The following is a 21,260-nucleotide window of genomic DNA, read 5'->3' as shown; positions in this document are numbered from 1 at the left end:
GTGACCGTGAACACCGAGCCTTCGCCCAACTGACTGTCCACGATGATGCTGCCCTGGTGCGCCTCCACCAGTTGCTGGGTGATGTAAAGCCCCAGGCCCAGCCCGGTGTGCGAAGCTGGTTCGGCCACGCGCACAAACTGCTCGAAGATGCGCCGCTGCGCATCCGGCGCGATGCCGATGCCCCAGTCGCGCACCTCAATGCGCGCCACGCCGGACGACGCCGTGAGCGTCACCTCTACCGGCTTGCCCGCGCCATAGCGCAAGGCATTGCTCAACAGGTTGATGACCACCTGCTCGACGCGGAACTCATCCCAATGCCCGATGACACCCGGCTGGATGTTCAGGCCGATGACGCTGTCACTGTCATGCGGGGGGAAGTCGCCGACCAGGCGCTCCAGCAAACGCGACAAGTCCGTGGTCGAGGGCCGGATCGACAGCTTGCCATTGCGGATGCGCGAGACGTCCAGCATGTCCTCGATCAGGCGCGTCATGCTTTGCGATTGGCGCCGGTACTTGGCGAACATGCCCGACAACTGCTGAGGGCCAAAGAAATCCGCGTTGCCTTTTTCCAGGTGCTTCTGGCGCACCTGGATGTCGATCGACAGCGCGCTCAAGGGCGTGCGCAACTCATGCGCCACCAATGACATGAAGTCGTCGCGCATCTGCAGGGCACTCTGCAACGCCGCCTTGGTGGCCTGCAGCTCGGTCAACAGCGCTTGCTGCTGGCGGCGGCTTTCTTCAAGCGCCACCACTTGCCGCTGCGTTTGCTGGCGCTGGCGGTGCAGATCGACGAACACGCTGACCTTGCTCTTGACGGCGCAGCTGTCCAGCGGCTTGTACAGAAAATCCACGGCGCCACTCTCATAACCTTTGAAGGCGTGGCTGCGGTCTCGGTTGGCGGCGGTCACGAACACGATCGGGATGTGGCACGTTTTCTCGGTGCCCCGCATCAGCTCGGCCAGCTCAAAACCCGTCATGCCCGGCATCTGCACGTCGAGGATCGCCAGCGCGAACTCGTGCTCCAGCAACAGCCCCAAGGCCTCTTCGCCCGACGAGGCTTGGAAAACCAGGTGATCATCGTGCTGGATCAGGGACTTCAGCGCCAGCAGGTTTTCCGGCAAGTCGTCCACGATCAACAGCTTGGTGCGGTCGTCGGTCATGATATTTCTCGTCCCAGTTTGAGCAGCAATGCGTGGATGTCGCCCAGCGACAGGATCAGGTCGGGCGCCTGCAGTCGGATGGCCGCCAGGGGCATGGTGTCGGACTGTGCCTGCTCGGGGTTCTGCACCACGGTCCAGCCGCCACGCGCCTTGATGCGGGCCATGCCTTGTGCGCCATCGTGGTTGGCACCGGTCAGCAAGATCCCGACCAGGCCCGGCCCATAGGCACCAGCCGCCGAGACCATCATCACGTCGATGGAGGGGCGCGAGTAGTTGACCGGGTCTTCGCCGCTGAGCGACAGGCTGTGGTCCGCCTCCACCGACAGGTGATAGCCACTGGGCGCCAAATAGACCGTGCCGGGCTCGATGGGTTGCTTGTCCAGGGCCTCGCGCACGCGAACGTCCAGGCGATAGGCCAGGATGTCAGGCAGGCGGCTGGGCTGATCTTCCGGCAGGTGCAGCACCACAATAACAGGCAAGGCGAACGAGGCCGGCAAACCCACCAGCACCTTCATCAAGGCATCGACACCGCCGGCGGACGCACCAATGACCACGGCCTGGATGGTGCTTGCTTCGAGTTCAAGCGACGTGCTCGTGTGCGGGGTCATGGGCACCTCGTCAACGTTTGCGGAACAGGCGTTCGGACTTGACCACGGGGTCAAACCGGTCGGCGAACGAAGAGAAATCCAGGCTTTCCTTGGAGCCCAGGCCCAGGAAGCCCCGGTGGCACAAGGACTCGTGGAACAGGCCCAAGGCGCGGTCCTGCAAGTTACGCTTGAAGTAAATCAGCACATTGCGGCAACACACCAGGTGCATCTCCGAGAACACATGGTCGGTGGCCAGACTGTGGTCGGCGAAGGTGATGTTGTCAATCAGGGTGCGGTCGAACTTCACGGCGTTGTAGGCGGCAGTGTAGTAGTCAGAGAACGCGGCCGTGCCGCCGGACGCTTGGTAGTTGGCGGTGAAGGCCTGGACGCCGGCCAATGAGAAAATGCCCTGGCGCGCCTTGTCGAGTGAGGCCGGGTTGATGTCGGTGGCATACACCATGGTGCGCTCCAGCAAGCCTTCTTCACGCAACAGAATGGCCATGGAGTAAACCTCTTCGCCGGTGCTGCACCCTGCGATCCACACCTTCAGCGAAGGGTAGGTGCGCAACACCGGCATGACGTGCTGGCGCAGCGCCAGGAAGTAGTTGGGGTCGCGGAACATCTCGCTGAACGGGATGGTCAGGATGTCCAACAGCTTCTGGAAGGCCGTGGGGTCGTGCAGCACCTTGGATTGCAAGGTGGAGATGGTGTCGCACCCCAGCTGTTGCAAGGCGTACAGCACGCGCCGCTTTTGCGACGAGCCCGAGTAATCGCGGAAGTCGTGGCTGTACTTGGCGTAGATCGCCTCCATCAGCAAATGCAATTCAAGGTCGACGTGCGGCATGGCTCGGTCCTCAGAGCCTTTCCATCGCGGGCATCCAAACGCGCAACAGCGAGAACAGGCGCTCCAGCTCCACTGGCTTGGCCAGGTAGTCGTTGATGCCGGCGCGGCGGCATTGCTCCTGGTCGTCCTTCATGGCCTTGGCCGTGATGGCGATGACGGGCAGCTTGGCGAAAGCGGGGTTGGCGCGCAAGCGGCGCGTGGCCTCCAGGCCATCCATGCCGGGCATCATGATGTCCATCAGCACCAGGTCGATGTCGTCCACCTGCTCCAGCTTGGCCAGGGCCTCGAAGCCATTGCGGCCCACCTCGACCAGCAGGCCGCGCTGCTCCAGCGCGCTGGTCAGGGCAAAGATGTTGCGCACGTCGTCATCGACCAGCAGCACCTTGCGGCCCTCCAGCACCTTGTCGCGGTTGCGCGCGGTTTTCAGCATGGTCTGGCGTTCGGCCGACAAGTGCGATTCCACCGTGTGCAGGAACAGCGTCACCTCGTCCAGCAGGCGCTCGGGCGAACGCGCGCCCTTGATGATGATGGAGCGCGAGTACCTGTTCAGCTCGGTCTCTTCCTGGCGGGTCAGGTTGCGGCCGGTGTAGACGATGACGGGCGGGAAGGAGCAGATGTCCTCGCGGGTCATGCGCTCCAGCAGCTCGCTGCCATCCATGTCGGGCAGTTTCAGGTCGATGACCATGCAGTCGAACACCGTGTTGCGCAACAGCGCCAAAGCCTGCTCACCACGCTCGACCGCCGCGATCTCGATGTCATCGTCGCCAATCAGGTGCACGATGCTGTCGCGCTGGCGCGCATCGTCTTCCACCACCAGCACGCGCTTGACCTTCTTGGCACCTTTTTCTTCCAGCTTGTTGAAGACCTCCCTGAGGGCTTCCCGCGTGGTGGGCTTGATGGCAAAGCCGATGGCGCCCATGTGCAGGGCCACTTCGCTGACGTCTTCGGCGGCCACGATGTGCACGGGGATGTGCCGCGTCTGCGCGTGATCCTTGAGCTGCTGCAGCACCGTCAGGCCGGAATCGTCGGGCAGGCGGATGTCCAGCAAGATGGCGTGGGGCAGGTGCTGCCGGGCCAACTGGAAGCCTTCGGCCGCGCCATGCGCGACCAGGCACTGGTAGTTCATCTCGTGGGCCAGGTCGAACAGAATGGCGGCGAACTGGGGATCGTCCTCGATGACCAGCACCAGGCGCGCGCCAGCAGCGATGGCCTGGCGGTCGTCGGCAAAAGCCGGGATGGCATCGGACGGTGGCGGCGTGGGCTTGACTGGCGCTGGCGCGGTCGGTGCAGAAAACGCCGTGGTGGCGCCGGGTCGCGGGGCGGGGGCCACGGGCCGCTCCTCCGCGCTGCCCACCCACTGCTGGGGCAGGTCAAGGGTGAAGGTGCTGCCTCGTCCCGGCTCGCTGTCCACAAAGATGGCGCCGCCCAACAAACCCGCCAGCTCGCGCGAGATCGACAAGCCCAAGCCCGTGCCGCCGTACTGGCGGTTGATGGTGCCATCGGCCTGGCGGAAGGGCTCGAAGATGACCTCGTGCTGCTCAGGCGCGATGCCGATGCCCGAGTCCGACACGGCGAAGGCCAGGCGCCCATCGGCGCGGCCCTGCACCGTCATGGAAATCTTGCCCTGTTCCGTGAACTTGATGGCGTTGGACAGCAGGTTTTTCAGGATCTGCTCCACGCGCCGGCGGTCGGTGAAGATCGACACCGGCGCATCGGCAGCCACGTGAATGTCAAGGGCCAGGTGCTTCTCGCCGGCCAGCGGGCTGAAGGTCATGCGAAGTGATTCGACCAGACTGTTCACCGACACCACCTGCGGCGCCAACTCCAGCTTGCCGGCCTCCACCTTGGAGATGTCCAGGATGTCGTTGATCAGGATGAGCAGGTCGTTGCCCGCGCCATAAATGGTCTTGGCGAACTTGATTTGCTCGTCGTTGAGGTTGCCGGCCTTGTTGTCCCACAGCAGCTTGGCCAGGATCAGCGAGCTGTTCAGCGGCGTGCGCAGTTCGTGCGACATGTTGGCCAGGAACTCGGACTTGTAGCGGCTGGCGCGCTGCAACTCATCGGCACGGTTCTCCAGCTCTTCCTGCGCCTGCTTGAGGGCTTCATTCTTCTTGTCGACGATCAAGGCCTGCTCGGTCAACTGCACATTGATCTGCTCCAGCTCTGCTTGCTGGTGCTCCAGGTTGGCCTGGGAGTCAATCAGCACGCGGGACTGCTCTTCCAGCTGTTCATTGGCGGTGCGCAGCTCTTCCTGCTGGGTCTGCAGCTCTTCATTAAGCTGGTGCGTTTCTTCCAGCGCGTCCTGCAGGCGCTGGCGATATTGCGCCGCTTCGACCGACGCACCCACATTGGAGGCCAGGATGCGCATCAGCTCCAGGTCACGCTCGACCACGGGCCGCATGAAGCCCAGCTCAACCACCCCGTTGACCTGGCCATCGTTGTTGATGGGCAGCAAGACCACGTCAGTGGGCGCGCCCGTGCTCAGGCCCGTGGTGACCTTGAAGTGGCGGCCGGGCACCTGCGGCACATGCTTGAGCTGCCCATCCATGGCCGCTTGCCCCACCAGTCCATGGTCCAGGTCAATGCTTTGCTCGGCCTGCTCATGGTGCTTGTCAAACCCATACGCGCCCACCCGCTGCAACTTGCCGGCGTGGTTGCGCACGTACAAAGCGGCCACGGCCACCCCCAGGTAGCTGGCCATGAACTCCAGCACATTGCGGCTCAGCACGGGCAAGGTCAACTGGCCCAGCAGGCGCTCGGCCAACTGGGTCTGGCCAATGCGAAACCAGGCTTTCTCTTGCAAGGCCTGGGTGCTGAGCACATGTTGGCTCAGCGCATCGCCGTAGCTTTCCGCCAGGGTCATGATCTGGCGCCGCCCGCTCAGGGCGATGAGCCCGCTCAGGATCAGCACCAGGCTCACGTACGACACGATCACCCAGAACGTGGTGTCGCGGGCCGACTCATTGCGCTCCTGCAGAAGCTGGTCTTCCATCTCGATGAAAACGCGCGCTTCCTGGCGGATCTCATCGAACAAATGCTTGCCGGTTTCGGCCCGGATGATGCTGAGGTAGTCGCCCTGGGTGCGCCTCAGCTCAATGAGGCGCTGGGCGAACTGGTCCCATTGCTTTTGCAGCGATTCGATGCGGTTGAGCCGGTCCAGCTGAGCCTGATTGTCTTGAACCAGCGCTTTCAAGCCCAGCAACTCCGAGGCCAATTTTGGCTTGGCCAAGTTGTAAGGCGCCAGGTACTTGTCCTCGCCCGTGATCAGGTAGCCGCGTGTCCCCGTTTGCTGGTCCACGATCAGGGTTTTCAACTCATTGGCCTTGCCGATGACCCGCTGCGTGCGCTCTACCCAGCTGATCTGGGACAGCAGGAAAAAGATCAGCCCGATGAACACCATGGCGCTGACCGCCCCCACGGCCAATGGCAAAGCCAGGTGCCGCGTCAGGACGCTTTGGAAATGCACTGTCTCTGGGGAGGGCTGTTCGGGCATTTGGCTATCCGCGTGAAATTCAAGACTACGACTTTGAAATTGTCGGGCATTGAAGCCCGTTCATGACGCCCAGACCGCATTAAGCGGCAATGTCCTACAAGATCCGGGGCCGGTGTCCGGTGTCCTGGGGCGTTTCCTGGCCAGAGACTGGCCTTTGAAGTCAACAGGTCAGATCATGGCAAGGCGCTCCAAAAAATCCCTCTGGACTCGGTCCTTCCAGCGCACGGTGAGTGCGCTTGCCCGAAGCACGATCAAGGCCGGAAGCCGGGCCTTGAAGCAATCTCTGCGTGCGCCCAAGGCCAAAAAGGCCAGCGTCATCGCCAGCCAGGGCGACTGGGTGGCCGGTGTGGCCATGGCCCCCCTGGGCGCGCGCCGCTACCACCTGTTCAAGCCACCGGGCGTTCAGTTGCACGAACGCCTGCCCCTGCTGGTGATGCTGCACGGCTGCGGGCAGGACGCCCAATCCTTCGCGCTCAGCACGCGGATGAACCGGCTGGCCGCGCGCGAACGCTTCCTGGTGCTCTACCCCGAGCAGGACCGCCGCGCCAACCCCCAGGGCTGCTGGAATTGGTACGGCACGCGCACCAAAGTGGCCTATGGTGAAGCGGCCATCCTGATGGCGGCTGTGCAGCAAGCCAGCCTGCTGTACCCGGTGGACCCCGAGCGCATCGCCATCGCCGGCATGTCGGCCGGGGCCAGCATGGCCGCCTTGATGGTGACGCGCTACCCCGATCATTTCAAGGCCGTGACCATGCACTCAGGCGTGCCGCCAGGCGCCGCCGAATCAACGGTGTCGGCGCTGGCCGCCATGCGGGGCCGGGGCGCCAAGCAAGCCTTGTCCACCACCACGGCCTGGCCCGCGCTGCTGGTCATCCACGGCAACCAGGACACCATCGTGGCCCCCAGCAATGGCGCCGCGGCGGCCAAGCTGTGGGCTGAAGCGGCCGGCCCGCATGCCGAGAAAAGTCGGCAGGTCAGCCGGGGCCAACGCTACCCCATGACGGTGACCGACTTCAAGGTGCGGGGCGGCAGGACGGTGGCCACCCTGTGCGCCATCGACGGCTTGGCGCACGCCTGGAGCGGTGGCCAAGCCCGGCAGGCCTACAGCGACCCAAAGGGCCCCGACGCCTCTCGCATGATCTGGTCGTTCGCGGCCAAGCAGTTCAAGCTCGCCAAACCATGACACCACAACACCTTTTCACACCCTGGCCACCATGAGCACCACACCACGCCCGTTCAACATCGACTGCAAACTGTCGTACAAATTGTCCCAGACCACCGACTTTGTTTTCCAGATCCACGCGCTTGAAGGCCAGGATCAACACATCCTGTCCGAATCACTCAAGATCACACCCAGTGCGCACTACCGAGTCTACGAGGATCCGCAGGCCGGCCAGCGCTTCTTGCGCGTGCAAGCCAAGGTCGGCACGCTGACCCTGCGCTACAAGGCCAAAGTGCAGGTTGCCAGACCGTACCGCAAGCGCAAAGCCCCCGAGCTGCCAATCGCCGAGTTGCCCGACAACGTGCTGCACAACCTGATGCCCACTCGGTACTGCGAATCCGACCTGCTGGCCTCGGCCGCGGTCAAGTTGTTTGGCGGCGTGCCACCGGGCTGCTCACGCGTGGAAGCCATCTGCGAATGGATCCACCACAACATCGAGTACCGCACCGGCTCCAGCGACAGCACCACCACGGCCTGCGATGTGTTCCTGCGCCACGCGGGCGTGTGCCGCGACTTTGCCCACCTGGGCGTGACCCTGTGCCGCGCGCTGAACATCCCGGCGCGGCTGGCCGTGGGATACGCCATGTTCGACACCCCACCGCCCGACTTTCACGCCATGTTCGAAGCCTACGTGGGCGGACGCTGGGAGCTGTTCGACCCGACCCGCATGTCGGACCCGCGCGACCTGGTGTTGATCGCCACCGGCCGTGATGCCAAAGACGTGGCGTTTGCCACCATCTTTGGCCCTGCCCAGACCCTGGCCATCCTGCCGGAAGTCGAGCGGGGCTGACTGAACCAAGGCCTGCCCGGGTTCAGGCGATCAAGGCACGTTGATGGCGGCGTTGTCCTTTGAGGCCTCGACGCCGCCCATCAACTCGCCCACCGCCTTGAGCTCGTCCACCCTATCACACACGGCCTTGATGGCCATCAGGATAGGCGTGCCTAGCAACAGGCCCCACACACCCCACAACCAGCCCCAGGCCAGCATGCCCACGAACACCACCACCGTGTTCAAGCGGCTGGTTCGGCTGGTGAGCCAGGGCGTGATCATGTAGCCCGAGATGATGTGCAAGAGCACCGACACACTGGCCACCAGCACGGCCTTGTCGATCGAGCCGAACTGCGTCAGCGCCACGATGGCCGACAGCACGCAGACCGCGATCGAGCCCAGGTAGGGGATCAGGTTGAGCACCGCCGCCGCGATGCCCCACACGGCCACGTGCTTCAAGCCAATCGCCCAGAAGGCCAGGCTGGTGGCGATGCCCACGCCGATGCTGGTGACGATCTGCACCACCAGGTAGCGCCGCACCTGCTGCGTGATCTCGTTCAGGGCCTGCACCGTGATCTTGCGCTTGGCGAAGTTGGGCCCGGCGATGTGCGCCAGCTTGCGCCGGAAGATGTCGCCCGAGGCCAGCATGAAGTAAGTGATGAAGCACACCGCCGTGAACTGGCCGATCATCTCCACGATGCCCAAGGTGCCCACCACCACGTAATCGTTGATGTTGAACGCGGGTTTCTCGACCCGCACTCGGGTGATGCCGGCGCCACCAGAGGAGTTCACCTGGCTCAACTGTTCGGCCGCCAATTGCAACTGGTTCGCGGCCTTTTGCACCTTGTCCATGTTGCTGTCGGCCTGCGCGTGCGTGCCGCGAATGGCTTTGCGCAAGGTGCGCGCCGCCTCGGGCATCGACTGGATCATGTTATCGACGTCGTCTTGCAAGGTGTAGGCCCCGGCGCCAATGGCCGACACCAGGGCCAGCATCAGCACGGCGGCGCTCACCGACCGGGGCAGGCGCCAGCGGCACAGGGCATCCACCAACGGCGTCAACGCGTAGGTGAACATGATGGACAACAACAAGGGAACAAACACCGCACGGGCCCAATGCAGGGCAAACAAGCCCAGCAAAGCGGCGATAACGGCCAGCGATGCGCTGCGCACGGCCACCGGCATGTGCAGCAGCACCCGCTCGGGCTCGGACTTCGGGAGCATCGGCGGCTGCAGGTCGTCGCCATCAAGGCTCGAGGCCCGCTTATCCATGGAACAGGGTGTGGGGCATGGTTTGAACCTCTTAGAACGCAGGTGATTATCCCCCGATTGGGCCGGTCATTCGGCCTGACATCAAGCAGCGTTCACCGCGACACGGTGTCAGCTTTGCCCTACCGCAGAATTCGCTTTAACCATCCACTTGGATGGTGATAGGATGGTTTCATGCCAGCACCCGCCGCCCATTCCGCCCCCAGCAAACCGCTCGATGAAAAGATCACCATCAACATCGGTGTCGTGGACCTGGGCCAGATCGACCTCCTGGTACAGGAGGGTTTTTATGCCAATCGCACCGACCTGATCCGCACCGCCATCCGCAACCAGTTGTCCGCGCATGCCGACGTGGTGCGGCAAGTCGTGGCTCGAAAAATGCTGGTGTTGGGCATCCAGCACTTCAGCGCCGACGACCTGCGCGGCGTGCAGGCCGCCGGCCAGACATTGCAAATCCGCGTGCTGGGCCTGGCCACCATCGCCCCGGACGTCAGCCCTGAACTGGCCCTGGACACCATCGACTCGTTGACGGTGATGGGTGCCCTGCATGCCAGCGCAGCCGTCAAAGCCGTGCTGGCCGACCGCCTGCGCTGAACCTCGCCCAACCGGACACCTCACACATGAATCCTCTCTTCAAACAACTCATGGGCCAGGCCTCGCGCCTGACCCTGGCGGGCGACCTCGGGACGGCCACGGCGGCGATCCAGGATGCGCTGGCCCGGTCTGGCATGCCACGGCCCTACACCGAGGCTCCCGTGCGGCCAGACCTCGATGTGATCGATGTGGTGGCCCGCGAGGTGATTCAACCGAGTGAAACCCAGCCCCAGCCCCAGCCCCAGCCCCAGCCCATGTCCAAGGACAGGCCCCAGGACCCAGCCGGCCGGTTTCTGAGTGCCACGCACCGCGATGCCATTGGCACGCTCGACTACAAGCTGTACGTGCCGCCCGGTTACACCGGGCAGCCCCTGCCCCTGGTGGTGATGCTGCACGGTTGCACCCAGAACCCCGACGACTTCGCCGCCGGCACGGGCATGAATGAGGCCGCGCTGGCCGAGGGCTTTTTCGTGCTCTACCCCGCTCAATCGCAGCAGGCCAATGCCCAGCGTTGCTGGAACTGGTTCAAGCACAACCATCAGCAACGCGACCGCGGCGAGCCCGCCATGATCGCCAACATGACCCGCGTCGTGATGAAGCAATACGGCATCGACCCGGGCCAGGTCTACGTGGCGGGCTTGTCAGCGGGCGGGGCCATGGCCGCCATCCTGGGCGAGGCCTACCCGGACCTGTTCATGGCGGTGGGCGTGCACTCGGGCCTGCCGGTGGGCTCGGCCCGCGATGTCAGCAGCGCCTTGATGGCCATGAAGAATGGGGCGCCACGGCCTGCCTCCAAGCGGGCAGCGTCCGCCCCGACCATCGTCTTCCATGGGGATCGCGACACCACCGTGCACCCGGTCAATGGTGACCTCCTGATGGCGGACCTGCCCGATGGAACGGTGATGGATCAGGAACAGGCCCGTTCCGCCAATGGCCATGCCTACACCCGCCGACAACACCGCGATGGCGAGGGCCGGGTGGTGGCGGAACAGTGGGTGGTCCATGGGTCGGCACATGCGTGGTCGGGGGGCCGCACGCAGGGGTCTTACACCGATGCAAGGGGCCCGGATGCCACCCAGGAAATGCTGCGCTTCTTTAAGCGGCACGCCTGTCCCGCCAAGCACTGAGGTTCAAAGTGGTCTGTCATCAGTGCAGATGGCTCATCAAGCTCAGCAACAAAGCCGTGTCACACGGCTTTTGAAGGTACAGGTCGAAATCGGACAAGCTGTCAGGCCGTGTGCCCTGATCCAAAGCAGTCAAGGCCACCAGGACCAAATGCCGATCCGGCAAAGTCTGCCGCAATTCGCGTGCTGCCTGGTGCCCATCCATCACGGGCATGTTGATGTCGAGGATCACCGTGTCCGGTTGAAAGATCTTGGCCAACTCCACGGCCTGGGCGCCGTTGTAGGCTGTGGCCGTCTCATAGCCCGCCGAGTTCAACAGCATGGCCAGGCTCTCGGCCGCGTCCCGCCAGTCATCCACCACTAAAATCTTGCCGATGCCTGCCGCCTGGTTCATAAGTTGCTCCTGATTGAAAAGCCACTGGTTGGTGAACCAACGACCATGGTCCTGACCATGGCAAACCGCAGACCCACTGTGAAAGAATGGCTCGTGGCATCGGTATTTTTGGAGGGCATATGAAAATTCAGGCACGCAACAATGTGAAAACTGGGGGGCATGGCAAGGCAACCATGGTGTTCGCGCACGGCTTTGGCTGCGACCAACACATGTGGCGGCTCATGGCTCCAGCCTTTCAAAGCCGCTTCAAAACAATCCTGTTCGATCTGGTCGGCAGCGGCAACTCCGACCTGTCCGCCTATGACATGGTCAAGTACGGCACCTTGCATGGGTACGCCACCGACCTGATCGAGATCATCGACGAGTTCGCCGACGGGCCCGTTGTCTTCGTCGGGCATTCGGTCAGCGCCTGCATCGGCATGCTCGCGGCCATCGCCGCCCCCGAGCGATTCGCGGCGCACTTCATGGTCGGGCCCTCGCCTTGCTACATCAACGATGGCGACTACATCGGGGGCTTCACCCGATCCGACATCGACGACCTGCTGAGCACACTGGAGCGCAACTACTTGGGGTGGTCCAGCACCATGGCACCGGCCATCATGGGGTCGCCCGAGCAACCTGAACTGAGCCTTGAATTGGCCAACAGCTTTTGCCGCACCGACCCCGAGATCGCCAAGCATTTCGCGCGCGTCACCTTCCTGTCTGACCACCGGGCCGAGCTGAGCCAAGTCACCACCCCCTCGCTGATCCTGCAGTGCAGTGAGGACCTCATCGCGCCTCAGTCCGTGGGCGAATACATGCACCGAGCCATGCCCAACAGCAGGCTGTGCGTCATCGAAAATGTGGGGCACTGCCCTCACCTGAGTGCTCCCAGTGCCAGTGCGGATGCCATGAACAACTTTCTCCGGCAACTGGATGTCTAGGCCATGACCTCCAGTGCGAATCCGCCGCTTCCCACCGCGGAGATGCTTTTTGAGCACGCAGCGTCTGGCTTGCTGTTGACCAGCGCGGATGGGACCATTCTTCGCGCCAATGCCACGTTTTGTCAGTGGATCGGTCAAAACGCGGGGGACCTGATCGGCCATCGCCGCGTGCAGGAACTGCTCACCATGGGCGGCAAGTTATTCCACCAGACCCACTGGTCGCCCTTGCTTCAGATCCAGGGCTCGGTGGCCGAAGTCAAGCTGGACATGGTGCACCGCGATGGCAGCCATGTGCCGATGCTGCTCAATGCCATCCGGCGGCAACATGGCGACACCACCTACCACGAACTGGCGGTCATCGTGGTCCGCGATCGCCACAAGTATGAGAACGAACTGGTCCAGGCGCGCAAGAACGCCGAGGCGGCCCTGGCTGCTCAACACAATGCACAGAAAGCGCTTCAAGAAACCGCCGACGTGCTGGGCTTGGCCATGCGCGTCGGCCAGATGGGCGCATGGTCACGCAACCTGGTCACCAACCAGGTCTGGTGGAGCAGCCAGCTCGAAGCGCTCATGGGCCTGCCAGCTGGCAGCTTGGCAGACCCCAACGCCGACTTCTTCGACTTCGTCCACCATGAAGACCTCCCGAAAGTCAGCGAGGCCGTGGAACAAGCCGTCACGCTGGCCACCGACTACAGCGTCGAGTTCCGTTTTCGGCATGCCGGCGGACAATGGCGCTGGATGGAAGGCCGGGGCCGCGCGGTCTATGACTCGCAGGGCGCCCCGGTGACCCTTTATGGCCTGGGCATCGACATCACCGACCGCAAGCACGCTGAAGACCAGTGGCAAGAAATCAGCGAGCGCCTGGCGCAGGCCGACCGGCGCAAGGACGAGTTCCTGGCCACCCTGGCCCACGAGCTGCGCAACCCATTGGCCCCGATGCGAAACGTGGTCGAGCTGCTCAAGCTCAAAACCCTGGACGCCCCCCAGCTACGCTGGACGCGGGAAGTGCTGGAACGCCAGTTGCAGCACCTGACGCACCTGGTGGATGACTTGCTTGAAGTCTCACGCATCACCCAAGGCAAGCTGGAACTGCGGCTGCAACGCGTCGAACTGGCTCATGCCGTGCAAGGCGCACTTGAGGCAGCGGCGCCCCTGGTGCAGGCCGCGTCGCACAAGTTGACGGTGGAGCTGCCCGAGCAACCCATCGTGCTGGACGCGGATCCAACGCGGCTCACCCAAATCATCCTGAACCTGCTCAACAACGCCACCAAGTACACGCCGCCCGGCGGCAGGATCTGGCTGGGCATTCGGCAAGTGGGCGAGCACGCAACCGTGACGGTGCAGGATTCAGGCCTGGGCATTCCCCGCGATCACCTGTCCACCATCTTCGAGATGTTCTCGCAACTGACGCCCGCGCTTGAGCGCTCACAAGGTGGCCTGGGCATTGGCCTGGCCCTGGTGCGTGGACTGGTCGAACTGCATGGCGGCTCTGTGTCCGCCCACAGCGATGGGCCAGGCCAGGGCAGCGAGTTCGTGGTGAAGCTGCCCATCGCGCACGGCACTCGCCCGATGTCGACCAAGGCTGACGCGACCACCGACCCCAGCCAAAGCAGGCGCATCCTGGTCGTGGATGACAACGAAGACGCCGTTGAAAGCCTGGAGATGCTCCTGAGCCTGCAAGGCCACCAGGTTCGCAGCGCCGGGGATGGCATGACGGCATTGCACCTGGCTGGCGAGTTCTTGCCCGAGTTGATCTTGCTGGACATCGGGCTGCCCAAGCTCAATGGCTACGAGGTGGCCAAGCTGATCAGGCAACAACCATGGGGTGCCAACATGCTGCTCGTGGCCGTGACAGGCTGGGGCCAGGCGCAGGACAAGCAATCGGCCAACGAGGCTGGCTTTGACCGCCACTTGACCAAACCCGTGGACCCGCAAGACCTGATGTCGATCTTGAGGGACATACCATGAACTGGCAAACCTGGGCCCGGGTCGTCACTGGCCTGTTGTTGGCTCCTTGCTTTCACCTTGCGAACGCCAAGACGGCGCCAAGTTGCGAGGTGTCCAAACCCGTCGTCTTCGCGGGCCTGGACTGGGCATCGAACGCCTTTCACACCGCCGTGGCGCAACGCATCATCCGCGATGGCTATGGCTGCGCCGTTGACACCGTGCCGGGCAGCACCGTGGCCTTGCTCAATGGCGTGGTGCGGGGCGAGTTGCACGTGGTGATGGAGGTCTGGAAGAACAACGCTCCGCCCACCTGGACTGCCGCGATGGCCTCGGGCAAGGTGCTGGAGGCGGGCGTGAACTTCGCCGACGCCAGGCAAGGCTGGTACGTGCCACGCTACCTGGTCGAAGGCCCGGGGGCGCTGGCGCCTGGTCTCAAGTCGGTCACCGACCTGCCCCGTTTCAAAGCCCTCTTCCAGGATCCGGAAGAGCCCGGCAAGGGCCGCTTCTACAACTGCCCATCCGGCTGGCAATGCGAGTGGTTCAACACCAAGAAGCTGGCCGCCTATGGCTTGGACCGGAGCTACACCAATTTCCGCCCAGGCACCGGCGCCGCCCTGGACGCGGCCATCACGGCCAGCATCAAGCGCCAACGCCCGATCCTGTTTTACTACTGGGCTCCGTCCTGGCTGATGGGCCAGTTGGGTCAGGATCTGGTGATGCTGCAAGAACCGCCCTTTGATGCCACCCAATGGCAGGCCCTGGACCAAGCCAAGGATCCCCGCGCGGTCAAGGCGGCCACGGCCTACCCGGTAGTGCAGGTGGTGGTCGGCGTCAACAAGGCCTTTGCCGACCGGGCCCCTCAGCTGTACGCTTTTCTACAACGCTACCGCACGTCCAGCCCCTTGGTGTCGCAAGCACTGGCCGGCATGCAAACCAGCCAAGGCACGCCCGATCAGGCCGCCCAACAATTCTTGAAGGCCCACGAAGAGGTCTGGGCTCAGTGGGTGTCCCCGGTGGTCGCCGCCCGCGTCAAGGCCGCCTTGTGAACATCAAGCTCTTCACGCCAGGCTTTCCAGACTGGGGCACGCCCCTGCGGGAGAGCACCAATGCCATCGTTGACCACTGGGTGACGCAGCATGGCGAACAGTTCGAGGCCGTCTCTCACGCCCTGCTGACGCTGCTGGTGCCCCTGGAGCAAGCGTTGCGTAGCGCACCAGCCTGGGCCATGTTGCTTGGCATGACGGCATTGGGTTGGTGGCTCAGCCGGCGCTGGAGCTTTGCCGTGTCGGTGGGCGCCGGCCTGTGGTTCATCGGGGCGCTGGGCCAATGGGACCAGGCCATGCAGTCGCTCGCCTTGGTCATGGTCGCCGTGCTGCTGTCGCTGATGCTGGGCTTGCCCGTGGGCTTGCTGTGCGCCAGGTCCAAAACACTTCGGTTGGTCATCACGCCGCTGCTGGACCTGATGCAGACCATCCCCAGTTTTGTCTACCTGATCCCGGCCGCGATGTTGTTTGGCTTGGGCAAGGTGCCGGCCATCCTGGCCACGGTGATTTATGCCACGCCGCCACTGGTGCGCCTGACCGACCTGGGGCTGCGCCAAGTGCCCCTCGACGCGGTCGAGGCTGGCCGCTCGTTGGGGGCCACGCGTTGGCAGATCTTGAAACGCATTCAGCTGCCCATGGCCTTGCCGTCCATCCTGCAAGGCCTCAACCAGACCGCGATGATGTCCCTGGCCATGGTGGTCGTGGCCTCGATGATTGGCGCGCGCGGCGTGGGCGAGACCGTGCTGATGGGCCTGCAACGCAACGACCCCGGCACCGGCCTGGTCGGTGGGCTGGTCATCGTGGTCCTGGCCATCATCCTGGACCGGTGCCTGCAAGCGGCTGGCCAGAAAGCACCTTAAGAAATGCCCTGTTCAGGCGTGCCAGTCAGCAACTGCTCAAGCACTTCGATGCGATGCCGCCGTGGTGTGGTGATGGCGTAGAAGCGCTCTTGCAGCGCGGTCGAATGCCCCACGACGACGAGCAGTCCGGTCCGCAGTTCGTCTTGCACGACCACCTCAGGCAGCACGGCCAGCCAGCCACTGTCGCGGGCAATCAAACGAAGCATGGCCATGTCGTCCACTTCAGCCCGCAATCTGGGACTCACGCCCGCCGTGGCACAAAGGGCATCGAATTGGGCACGCAAGGCATGCCGTGGGCCGGGCAACGCAATGTCCACGCCATCCAGGTCTTCTGGAATGCGCAGGCTCTGCGATGCCCACTTGCTCGCAGGGCCGACCAGCGAAATCGACTGACTACCCAAAAACTGGCAGTGCAAAGGGCGATCAGGATCCGCAGGCACCGTCTCATTGGCCAGCACCACGTCCAGCTGATGCTGAACCAGCCGGGCCAGCAGTCCCTCCAACAAGCCGGATTCCAGCGTGAGCACCACAGCTGGATCGGTGAGGGCAGGCCGAATCCAGTTTTCCTGGTAATTGCGCGACATGGTGGCCACGCTGCCCACCCGCAGGCGGGTAACCCCAGCCGAGCGGCCTTGTAAGCGGCCCAGCATTTCCTGACCAAGGCCGAAGATGTTGTCGGCATAGGCCAGCACCAGCTGACCTGTGTCAGTCAGGATCAGTCGGCGGCCTTCACGGGCGAACAAGCTCTCGCCCATCCGTTCCTCCAGCTGCCGAATCTGCGCCGAAACCGCTGATTGCGATGTGTGCAACTCCTCGGCAGCACGGGTCAGATGCCCCAGCTTGGCCACCCGCCAAAAATAGAAGAGGTGATGAAAGTTAAGCTGATTGAGTTGCATCGTTCTTTTTTGAGTATTGATTCATTCGAATCAATGTAATTTACAGAACAACCACAAGCAAGCACCATCGCTCGCAATGAATGTGAGAGGGTCACCCGATGGCTATTCCTGAAGTCTTAGATCTCGCCTTTGTGCTGGCACCTGCTGCTTTGATGGCCGCCATGGCAGGGCTGACGCGGCAGGGCAGGGTGTCGATACCGAGCCTGTGGCGCGTGTTTCAGGCCGTGTCATTTGCCGCGCTCGGTTGGGCTGGCCTGTCGCTCGCCATAGGAGCCCATGGCGCGCTTTGGCTTGGCGCAGTGAGCGCAACGTCCGTGGGCCTGGTGCTGGCTGTGCTGGTGCAACTGCTTGGCACGGTCATCGCGGCGTTTTCGGCCCGTTATCTGGAGGGGGAAGCCCATCAGCGCCGATACATCGGCGCACTGGCCGCTGTCCTGGCTGGTGTCCATGTGTTCCTGCTGGCCGATCACTGGCTGCTGCTCACCGCCGCTTGGGCCGCGGTGGGCATGGCGCTGCAACGGCTGTTGTGCTTTTACCCGGATCGCCCCTTCGCCCTGCTGGCAGCGCACAAGAAGCGCATTGCTGATCGGCTCGCCGACGTGATGCTGCTCAGCGCTGCTGGGCTGGCGTGGTGGGAGGTCGGCAGCGGCTCGCTGTCAGCGCTGTGGGCGCACATTGCCCAGCAGGGCATGTCCATGCCCCTGCAAGCGAGCGCCGTTTTGCTGGTGTTGGCGGTCACGCTTCGCACGGCCTTGCTGCCGGTGCATGGCTGGTTGATCCAGGTGATGGAAGCCCCGACCCCGGTGTCCGCACTGCTGCACGCGGGCGTCGTCAATCTTGGCGGCTTTGTCCTGATCCGCTTCGCCCCGATGCTCGAACAGGCCAGCGCTGCGCGTGCCCTATTGCTGGTGCTCGGCCTGACCACCGCCGTGCTGGCAGGCATGGTCATGCTGACCCGCACCAGCATCAAGGTCCGGCTGGCTTGGTCAACCGTCGCGCAGATGGGCTTCATGCTTCTCGAATGCGCGCTCGGGCTCTACACCCTGGCCCTGCTGCATCTGATTGGCCATTCGCTCTACAAAGCGCATGCCTTCCTGTCGGCATCGGCAGTCGTGCGCCAGACTCGCTTGCAAGCTTTGCACCGGGCCTCTGCGCCCACCACCGCCAGCGTGGTGCTGGCACCCGTGCTGACGATATCGGCGGTGTTTCTGGTGCTGACGCTGGCAGGTCTTTCGGTCTGGCCATGGTGGTGGAGCCTGGTGCTGGGCCTGGCCTGGGCGCCGCTGCTGTGGTTGCCTGCCGCGCAAGCCGGTGGTCCTGCACGCACGGCGCAGCTGCTTTTCGGGATCTTGACGGTCGTCGGCTTGACGATTGCCGCACTGGCCGCGCATGGGCTGCCGTTCGGCCTCCAGGATGCCCCCGATCACCGGCTTGGCGTGATCGCGCTGCTGGGCATGTGCGCCTTGTACGTCTGCCAGGCGCTGCTGCAAAAGCAGCCGCAGTTGCTGTCGCGCTGGCGTCGTTGGAGCTACGCAGGTTTTTATCTGGACGAGGTCTACACGCGCCTGGCGCTGCTCCTCTGGCCCGCGCATTGGGCGCCCGCAACTTCCCCATACCTCGATCCCAAAGCGGCCGCCACGCGGGGGGCTGATGCAAGCGCGGCCCCCGTTGGCGCCGAATTGGAGGCGAGGCATGCCGAGATCGAGCGCGCCTGCAGCCAGGCCTGCCAGGCGATTGCACCGGCATGGCCGCTGGACCGCGCCATCGCGGTCAATCCGCACTGGTCGCGCATCGGCATGCCGGTGCGCCGGGTGGCGGCTCGGATGGCTGTGCTCGGCGGCATCCAGGTCTTTCCACCGCGAGATCAGCAACTGCGCGCCTGGCGCGAAGGCCGCATCGGTGCCGCTGATCTGGACCAAGCGCTGCGACAGCTGCTTGAGGCGCAGACGGTGGGCCTCACGCCTGAACAGTGCGTCGATGCGCTGCAGGCAAGCGGGCTGCAAGTGCAATTGCCGTTGCTGATCGATGTGCTCGACAACGATCCCCACCGCCATTCAAGGCTGTCCTGGCGGCAGGCCATCACGCACCAGGTCAGCCAGACCTGCGCCGCCTACTTCGATGAACATCAGGCCAGCTGGCAGCCTGAGCGCGGCCAGGGCTTGTATGCATTCTGGCGAGAGACCTTGCAACACGACCACGGCATTGGCTTGCTGATGGGCTTGCCGCACATCGGCCGTGCCGTCAACGCCTTGCCAGCCACCGCGATTGAAGCAGAGTGCTGGGTGATGCAGCGCCTGGGTCTGCCGCAAGCCGTGTGGGCAGATTATCTGGAATCGGTACTGCTCACGGTCAATGGCTGGGCCTCATGGTGTGCTTATCTCGGCTGGGAGGCTGGTTTGGCTGGCAGCAAGGACTCGCACCTGCGCGAGTTACTGGCGATCCGCCTGGCCTGGGGCGCCTTGCTCTTAGAGTGCAAGGACGATGCAGCGACCCGGCAAGCGTTTGCAGCTCTGCAGCAGGCCTGGAGCCAGGCCCCCCTCGCGTTGCAGGAGACTGAACGCGCTTTACTGATCGACGAGGTGTGGCAGTTGGCGCTGGAGATCGGCTATCAGCGTGAGCTGGCACAGCGCCTGGCCTCGGCAAACAGCCATGGCGTGGCGCCAGCAGAGATCGAAGTCCAGGCGGTTTTCTGCATCGATGTGCGCAGCGAACCTTTGCGCCGGTCCTTGGAAGCCGTGTGGCCTGGCATTCAGACCCTGGGGTTTGCAGGCTTCTTCGGTCTGCCGGTGGCTTACACCCCCTTGGCAACGCCAGCCCGGCGGCCTCAGTTACCGGGCTTGCTCGCGCCGACCATGGAGGTGAGCGACTGCATCGTGAGCGCTGACTCGGCGCGGCACGAAGCCGATGCGGCACTGCAAGGTGCCGCCAGCCGCTCGCGTCAGGCCCGATTTGCCATGGCGGATCAGTGGCTGGCAGCCAGCCGCTGGCCCGGCGCCGCCTTCTCCTTCGTTGAAACGGCCGGATTGGGCTACCTTGGCAAACTTGGGAATTGGCTGCTTCCAAGCAAGCAACCGCGTGCCAGGGACGACCTGGATGGCTTGGCGGCCCGTTACCGCCCCATCTGCCGCCCACAACTGCTTGGCCTGGACCTTGAGGCCAAGGTCGCACTGGCGGCGCGGGTGCTGCATGCGATGGGCTTGGAGCAGCAACTGGCGCCGCTGGTGCTCCTCGTCGGCCACGGCAGTCAGTCCGCCAACAACGCCCATGCGGCGGCACTGGACTGTGGCGCCTGCTGTGGCCAGACCGGTGAAGTCAACGCGCGCAGCCTGGCGACATTGCTCAACGAACCAGCGGTTCGCCAAGGTTTGGAAGCGAGGGGGCTGACCGTCCCGGAATCCACAGCGTTCGTGGCAGCTTTGCACAACACCACCACCGATGAAATCGAGGGGTTTGATCTTGATCTGCTGCCGAAAGAGGCCCTCACTCGCTGGGAGCGTCTGCAAGCTTTTTTTGGCCATGCCTGCGACCAGGTGCGCCGCGAGCGGGCGACCAGACTGCAACTGGACCCGCGTGCGCCGCATGAAGCGCTGTTGGGCCAGCTGCGCCGCCGTGCCAACGACGGCGCGCAGACACGACCGGAATGGGGGCTCGCGGGCAACGCCGCTTTTCTGATCGCTCCTCGGCACAGAAGCCTTGGCGTTGCGCTGGGCGGACGCTGTTTCCTGCACGACTATGACACCCACCAAGATGGCGACGGAAGCGTGCTGGAACTGCTGATGACCGCGCCCATGCTGGTCACGCATTGGATCAACTGGCAGTACCACGCGTCCACCTGCGATCCGCTGCGACTGGGCAGCGGCAACAAGGTGCTGCACAACGTGGTGGGTGGCAGCCTGGGCGTCTTTGAGGGCAACGGCGGCGATCTGCGAATCGGGCTGTCCCGCCAGTCGCTGGATGACGGCGAACGCTGGGCGCACGAGCCCTTGCGGCTGACCGTGATCATTGACGCGCCGCAGGCGGCCATTGAAGCGGTGATCGGCAAGCATGCGGTCATCAGACAACTGTTGGACAACGGCTGGATCCACCTCTGGCGCTTCAAGCCAGCGGGCTTCGAGCGTTATGAGCACGGAGCATGGTC

At 63.9% G+C, this 21,260-nt stretch carries 16 protein-coding genes; 9 read left to right on the top strand and 7 right to left on the bottom strand.

Annotated elements, in window-relative coordinates:
• The 4 genes from H7225_RS05765 to H7225_RS05750 all read right to left on the bottom strand — a co-directional run.
• Positions 1 to 1,160: hybrid sensor histidine kinase/response regulator (locus H7225_RS05765; RefSeq protein WP_290659831.1), on the bottom strand; the 1,160-nt coding region annotated here is incomplete at its 3' end.
• Entirely contained in the window at positions 1,157 to 1,768 is a 612-nt protein-coding gene (locus H7225_RS05760) for a chemotaxis protein CheB (protein WP_290659830.1), read from the bottom strand. The genes H7225_RS05765 and H7225_RS05760, both read right to left, overlap by 4 nt.
• 10 nt (positions 1,769 to 1,778) lie before the next feature.
• Positions 1,779 to 2,591 (bottom strand): CheR family methyltransferase, encoded by an 813-nt coding sequence (locus H7225_RS05755; protein WP_290659829.1) that lies wholly within the window; start codon positions 2,589 to 2,591, stop codon positions 1,779 to 1,781.
• Positions 2,592 to 2,601: 10 nt separating this feature from the next.
• Positions 2,602 to 6,084 carry a response regulator gene (locus H7225_RS05750; RefSeq protein ID WP_290659828.1) on the bottom strand — a complete coding sequence of 1,161 codons (3,483 nt, stop codon included), beginning with the start codon at positions 6,082 to 6,084 and terminating at the stop codon, positions 2,602 to 2,604.
• Between the two features lie 271 nt (positions 6,085 to 6,355).
• Between H7225_RS05750 and H7225_RS05745 the strand changes: the two genes are divergently transcribed.
• Positions 6,356 to 7,267 (top strand): PHB depolymerase family esterase, encoded by a 912-nt coding sequence (locus H7225_RS05745; protein WP_366481292.1) that lies wholly within the window; start codon positions 6,356 to 6,358, stop codon positions 7,265 to 7,267.
• A 31-nt stretch (positions 7,268 to 7,298) separates the two neighbouring features.
• Positions 7,299 to 8,096 carry a transglutaminase family protein gene (locus tag H7225_RS05740; protein WP_290659826.1) on the top strand — a complete coding sequence of 266 codons (798 nt, stop codon included), beginning with the start codon at positions 7,299 to 7,301 and terminating at the stop codon, positions 8,094 to 8,096.
• Positions 8,097 to 8,126: 30 nt separating this feature from the next.
• Here the strand turns inward: H7225_RS05740 and H7225_RS05735 are convergent, their stop codons facing one another.
• Positions 8,127 to 9,296 carry an AI-2E family transporter gene (locus tag H7225_RS05735; protein WP_290659825.1) on the bottom strand — a complete coding sequence of 390 codons (1,170 nt, stop codon included), beginning with the start codon at positions 9,294 to 9,296 and terminating at the stop codon, positions 8,127 to 8,129.
• A 219-nt stretch (positions 9,297 to 9,515) separates the two neighbouring features.
• Between H7225_RS05735 and H7225_RS05730 the strand changes: the two genes are divergently transcribed.
• Both H7225_RS05730 and H7225_RS05725 read left to right on the top strand, forming a co-directional pair.
• Positions 9,516 to 9,935, top strand: a complete 420-nt coding sequence (locus H7225_RS05730; protein ID WP_290659824.1) for a CopG family transcriptional regulator — start codon at positions 9,516 to 9,518, stop codon at positions 9,933 to 9,935.
• A 26-nt stretch (positions 9,936 to 9,961) separates the two neighbouring features.
• Positions 9,962 to 11,062 (top strand): PHB depolymerase family esterase, encoded by a 1,101-nt coding sequence (locus H7225_RS05725; protein WP_290659823.1) that lies wholly within the window; start codon positions 9,962 to 9,964, stop codon positions 11,060 to 11,062.
• Between the two features lie 19 nt (positions 11,063 to 11,081).
• On the opposite strand, the gene H7225_RS05720 is transcribed toward H7225_RS05725, so the two are convergent.
• Positions 11,082 to 11,453 carry a response regulator gene (locus H7225_RS05720; protein WP_290659822.1) on the bottom strand — a complete coding sequence of 124 codons (372 nt, stop codon included), beginning with the start codon at positions 11,451 to 11,453 and terminating at the stop codon, positions 11,082 to 11,084.
• Positions 11,454 to 11,572: 119 nt separating this feature from the next.
• Between H7225_RS05720 and H7225_RS05715 the strand changes: the two genes are divergently transcribed.
• The 4 genes from H7225_RS05715 to H7225_RS05700 are packed head-to-tail and all read left to right on the top strand — an operon-like array spanning position 11,573 to position 16,226.
• Complete coding sequence (locus H7225_RS05715; protein WP_290659821.1) at positions 11,573 to 12,376, top strand: alpha/beta hydrolase; 804 nt, start codon at positions 11,573 to 11,575, stop codon at positions 12,374 to 12,376.
• Positions 12,377 to 12,418: 42 nt separating this feature from the next.
• Complete coding sequence (locus tag H7225_RS05710; RefSeq protein WP_290659820.1) at positions 12,419 to 14,344, top strand: ATP-binding protein; 1,926 nt, start codon at positions 12,419 to 12,421, stop codon at positions 14,342 to 14,344.
• Positions 14,341 to 15,369 carry an ABC transporter substrate-binding protein gene (locus H7225_RS05705; RefSeq protein ID WP_290659819.1) on the top strand — a complete coding sequence of 343 codons (1,029 nt, stop codon included), beginning with the start codon at positions 14,341 to 14,343 and terminating at the stop codon, positions 15,367 to 15,369. The genes H7225_RS05710 and H7225_RS05705 overlap by 4 nt, the downstream gene beginning before the upstream one ends.
• 44 nt (positions 15,370 to 15,413) lie before the next feature.
• Positions 15,414 to 16,226, top strand: a complete 813-nt coding sequence (locus H7225_RS05700; RefSeq protein WP_366481293.1) for an ABC transporter permease subunit — start codon at positions 15,414 to 15,416, stop codon at positions 16,224 to 16,226.
• On the opposite strand, the gene H7225_RS05695 is transcribed toward H7225_RS05700, so the two are convergent.
• Positions 16,223 to 17,122, bottom strand: a complete 900-nt coding sequence (locus H7225_RS05695; protein ID WP_290659817.1) for a LysR substrate-binding domain-containing protein — start codon at positions 17,120 to 17,122, stop codon at positions 16,223 to 16,225. The genes H7225_RS05700 and H7225_RS05695 overlap by 4 nt on opposite strands.
• Positions 17,123 to 17,274: 152 nt before the next feature.
• On the opposite strand from H7225_RS05695, the gene H7225_RS05690 reads away from it, so the two are divergent.
• The coding region (locus H7225_RS05690) for an NADH-quinone oxidoreductase subunit L (protein WP_290659832.1) at positions 17,275 to 21,260 on the top strand (3,986 nt) is incomplete at its 3' end.

This window comes from Aquabacterium sp. (assembly GCF_014378415.1).
In the GTDB taxonomy this organism is placed as follows: Bacteria; Pseudomonadota; Gammaproteobacteria; order Burkholderiales; family Burkholderiaceae_C; genus Aquabacterium.
The sequence above is the reverse complement of the archived record's forward strand: the minus strand, read 5'-3'. Positions and strand labels throughout refer to the sequence as shown.

Bases quoted from the DNA above. Each gene is read 5' to 3' on its own strand.
- H7225_RS05760 (WP_290659830.1), bottom strand. From the start codon at position 1,768: ATGACCCCGCACACGAGCACGTCGCTTGAACTCGAAGCAAGCACCATC.
- H7225_RS05755 (WP_290659829.1), bottom strand. From the start codon at position 2,591: ATGCCGCACGTCGACCTTGAATTGCATTTGCTGATGGAGGCGATCTAC.
- H7225_RS05750 (WP_290659828.1), bottom strand. From the start codon at position 6,084: ATGCCCGAACAGCCCTCCCCAGAGACAGTGCATTTCCAAAGCGTCCTG.
- H7225_RS05740 (WP_290659826.1), top strand. From the start codon at position 7,299: ATGAGCACCACACCACGCCCGTTCAACATCGACTGCAAACTGTCGTAC.
- H7225_RS05735 (WP_290659825.1), bottom strand. From the start codon at position 9,296: ATGCTCCCGAAGTCCGAGCCCGAGCGGGTGCTGCTGCACATGCCGGTG.
- H7225_RS05730 (WP_290659824.1), top strand. From the start codon at position 9,516: ATGCCAGCACCCGCCGCCCATTCCGCCCCCAGCAAACCGCTCGATGAA.
- H7225_RS05725 (WP_290659823.1), top strand. From the start codon at position 9,962: ATGAATCCTCTCTTCAAACAACTCATGGGCCAGGCCTCGCGCCTGACC.
- H7225_RS05720 (WP_290659822.1), bottom strand. From the start codon at position 11,453: ATGAACCAGGCGGCAGGCATCGGCAAGATTTTAGTGGTGGATGACTGG.
- H7225_RS05715 (WP_290659821.1), top strand. From the start codon at position 11,573: ATGAAAATTCAGGCACGCAACAATGTGAAAACTGGGGGGCATGGCAAG.
- H7225_RS05710 (WP_290659820.1), top strand. From the start codon at position 12,419: ATGCTTTTTGAGCACGCAGCGTCTGGCTTGCTGTTGACCAGCGCGGAT.
- H7225_RS05705 (WP_290659819.1), top strand. From the start codon at position 14,341: ATGAACTGGCAAACCTGGGCCCGGGTCGTCACTGGCCTGTTGTTGGCT.
- H7225_RS05695 (WP_290659817.1), bottom strand. From the start codon at position 17,122: ATGCAACTCAATCAGCTTAACTTTCATCACCTCTTCTATTTTTGGCGG.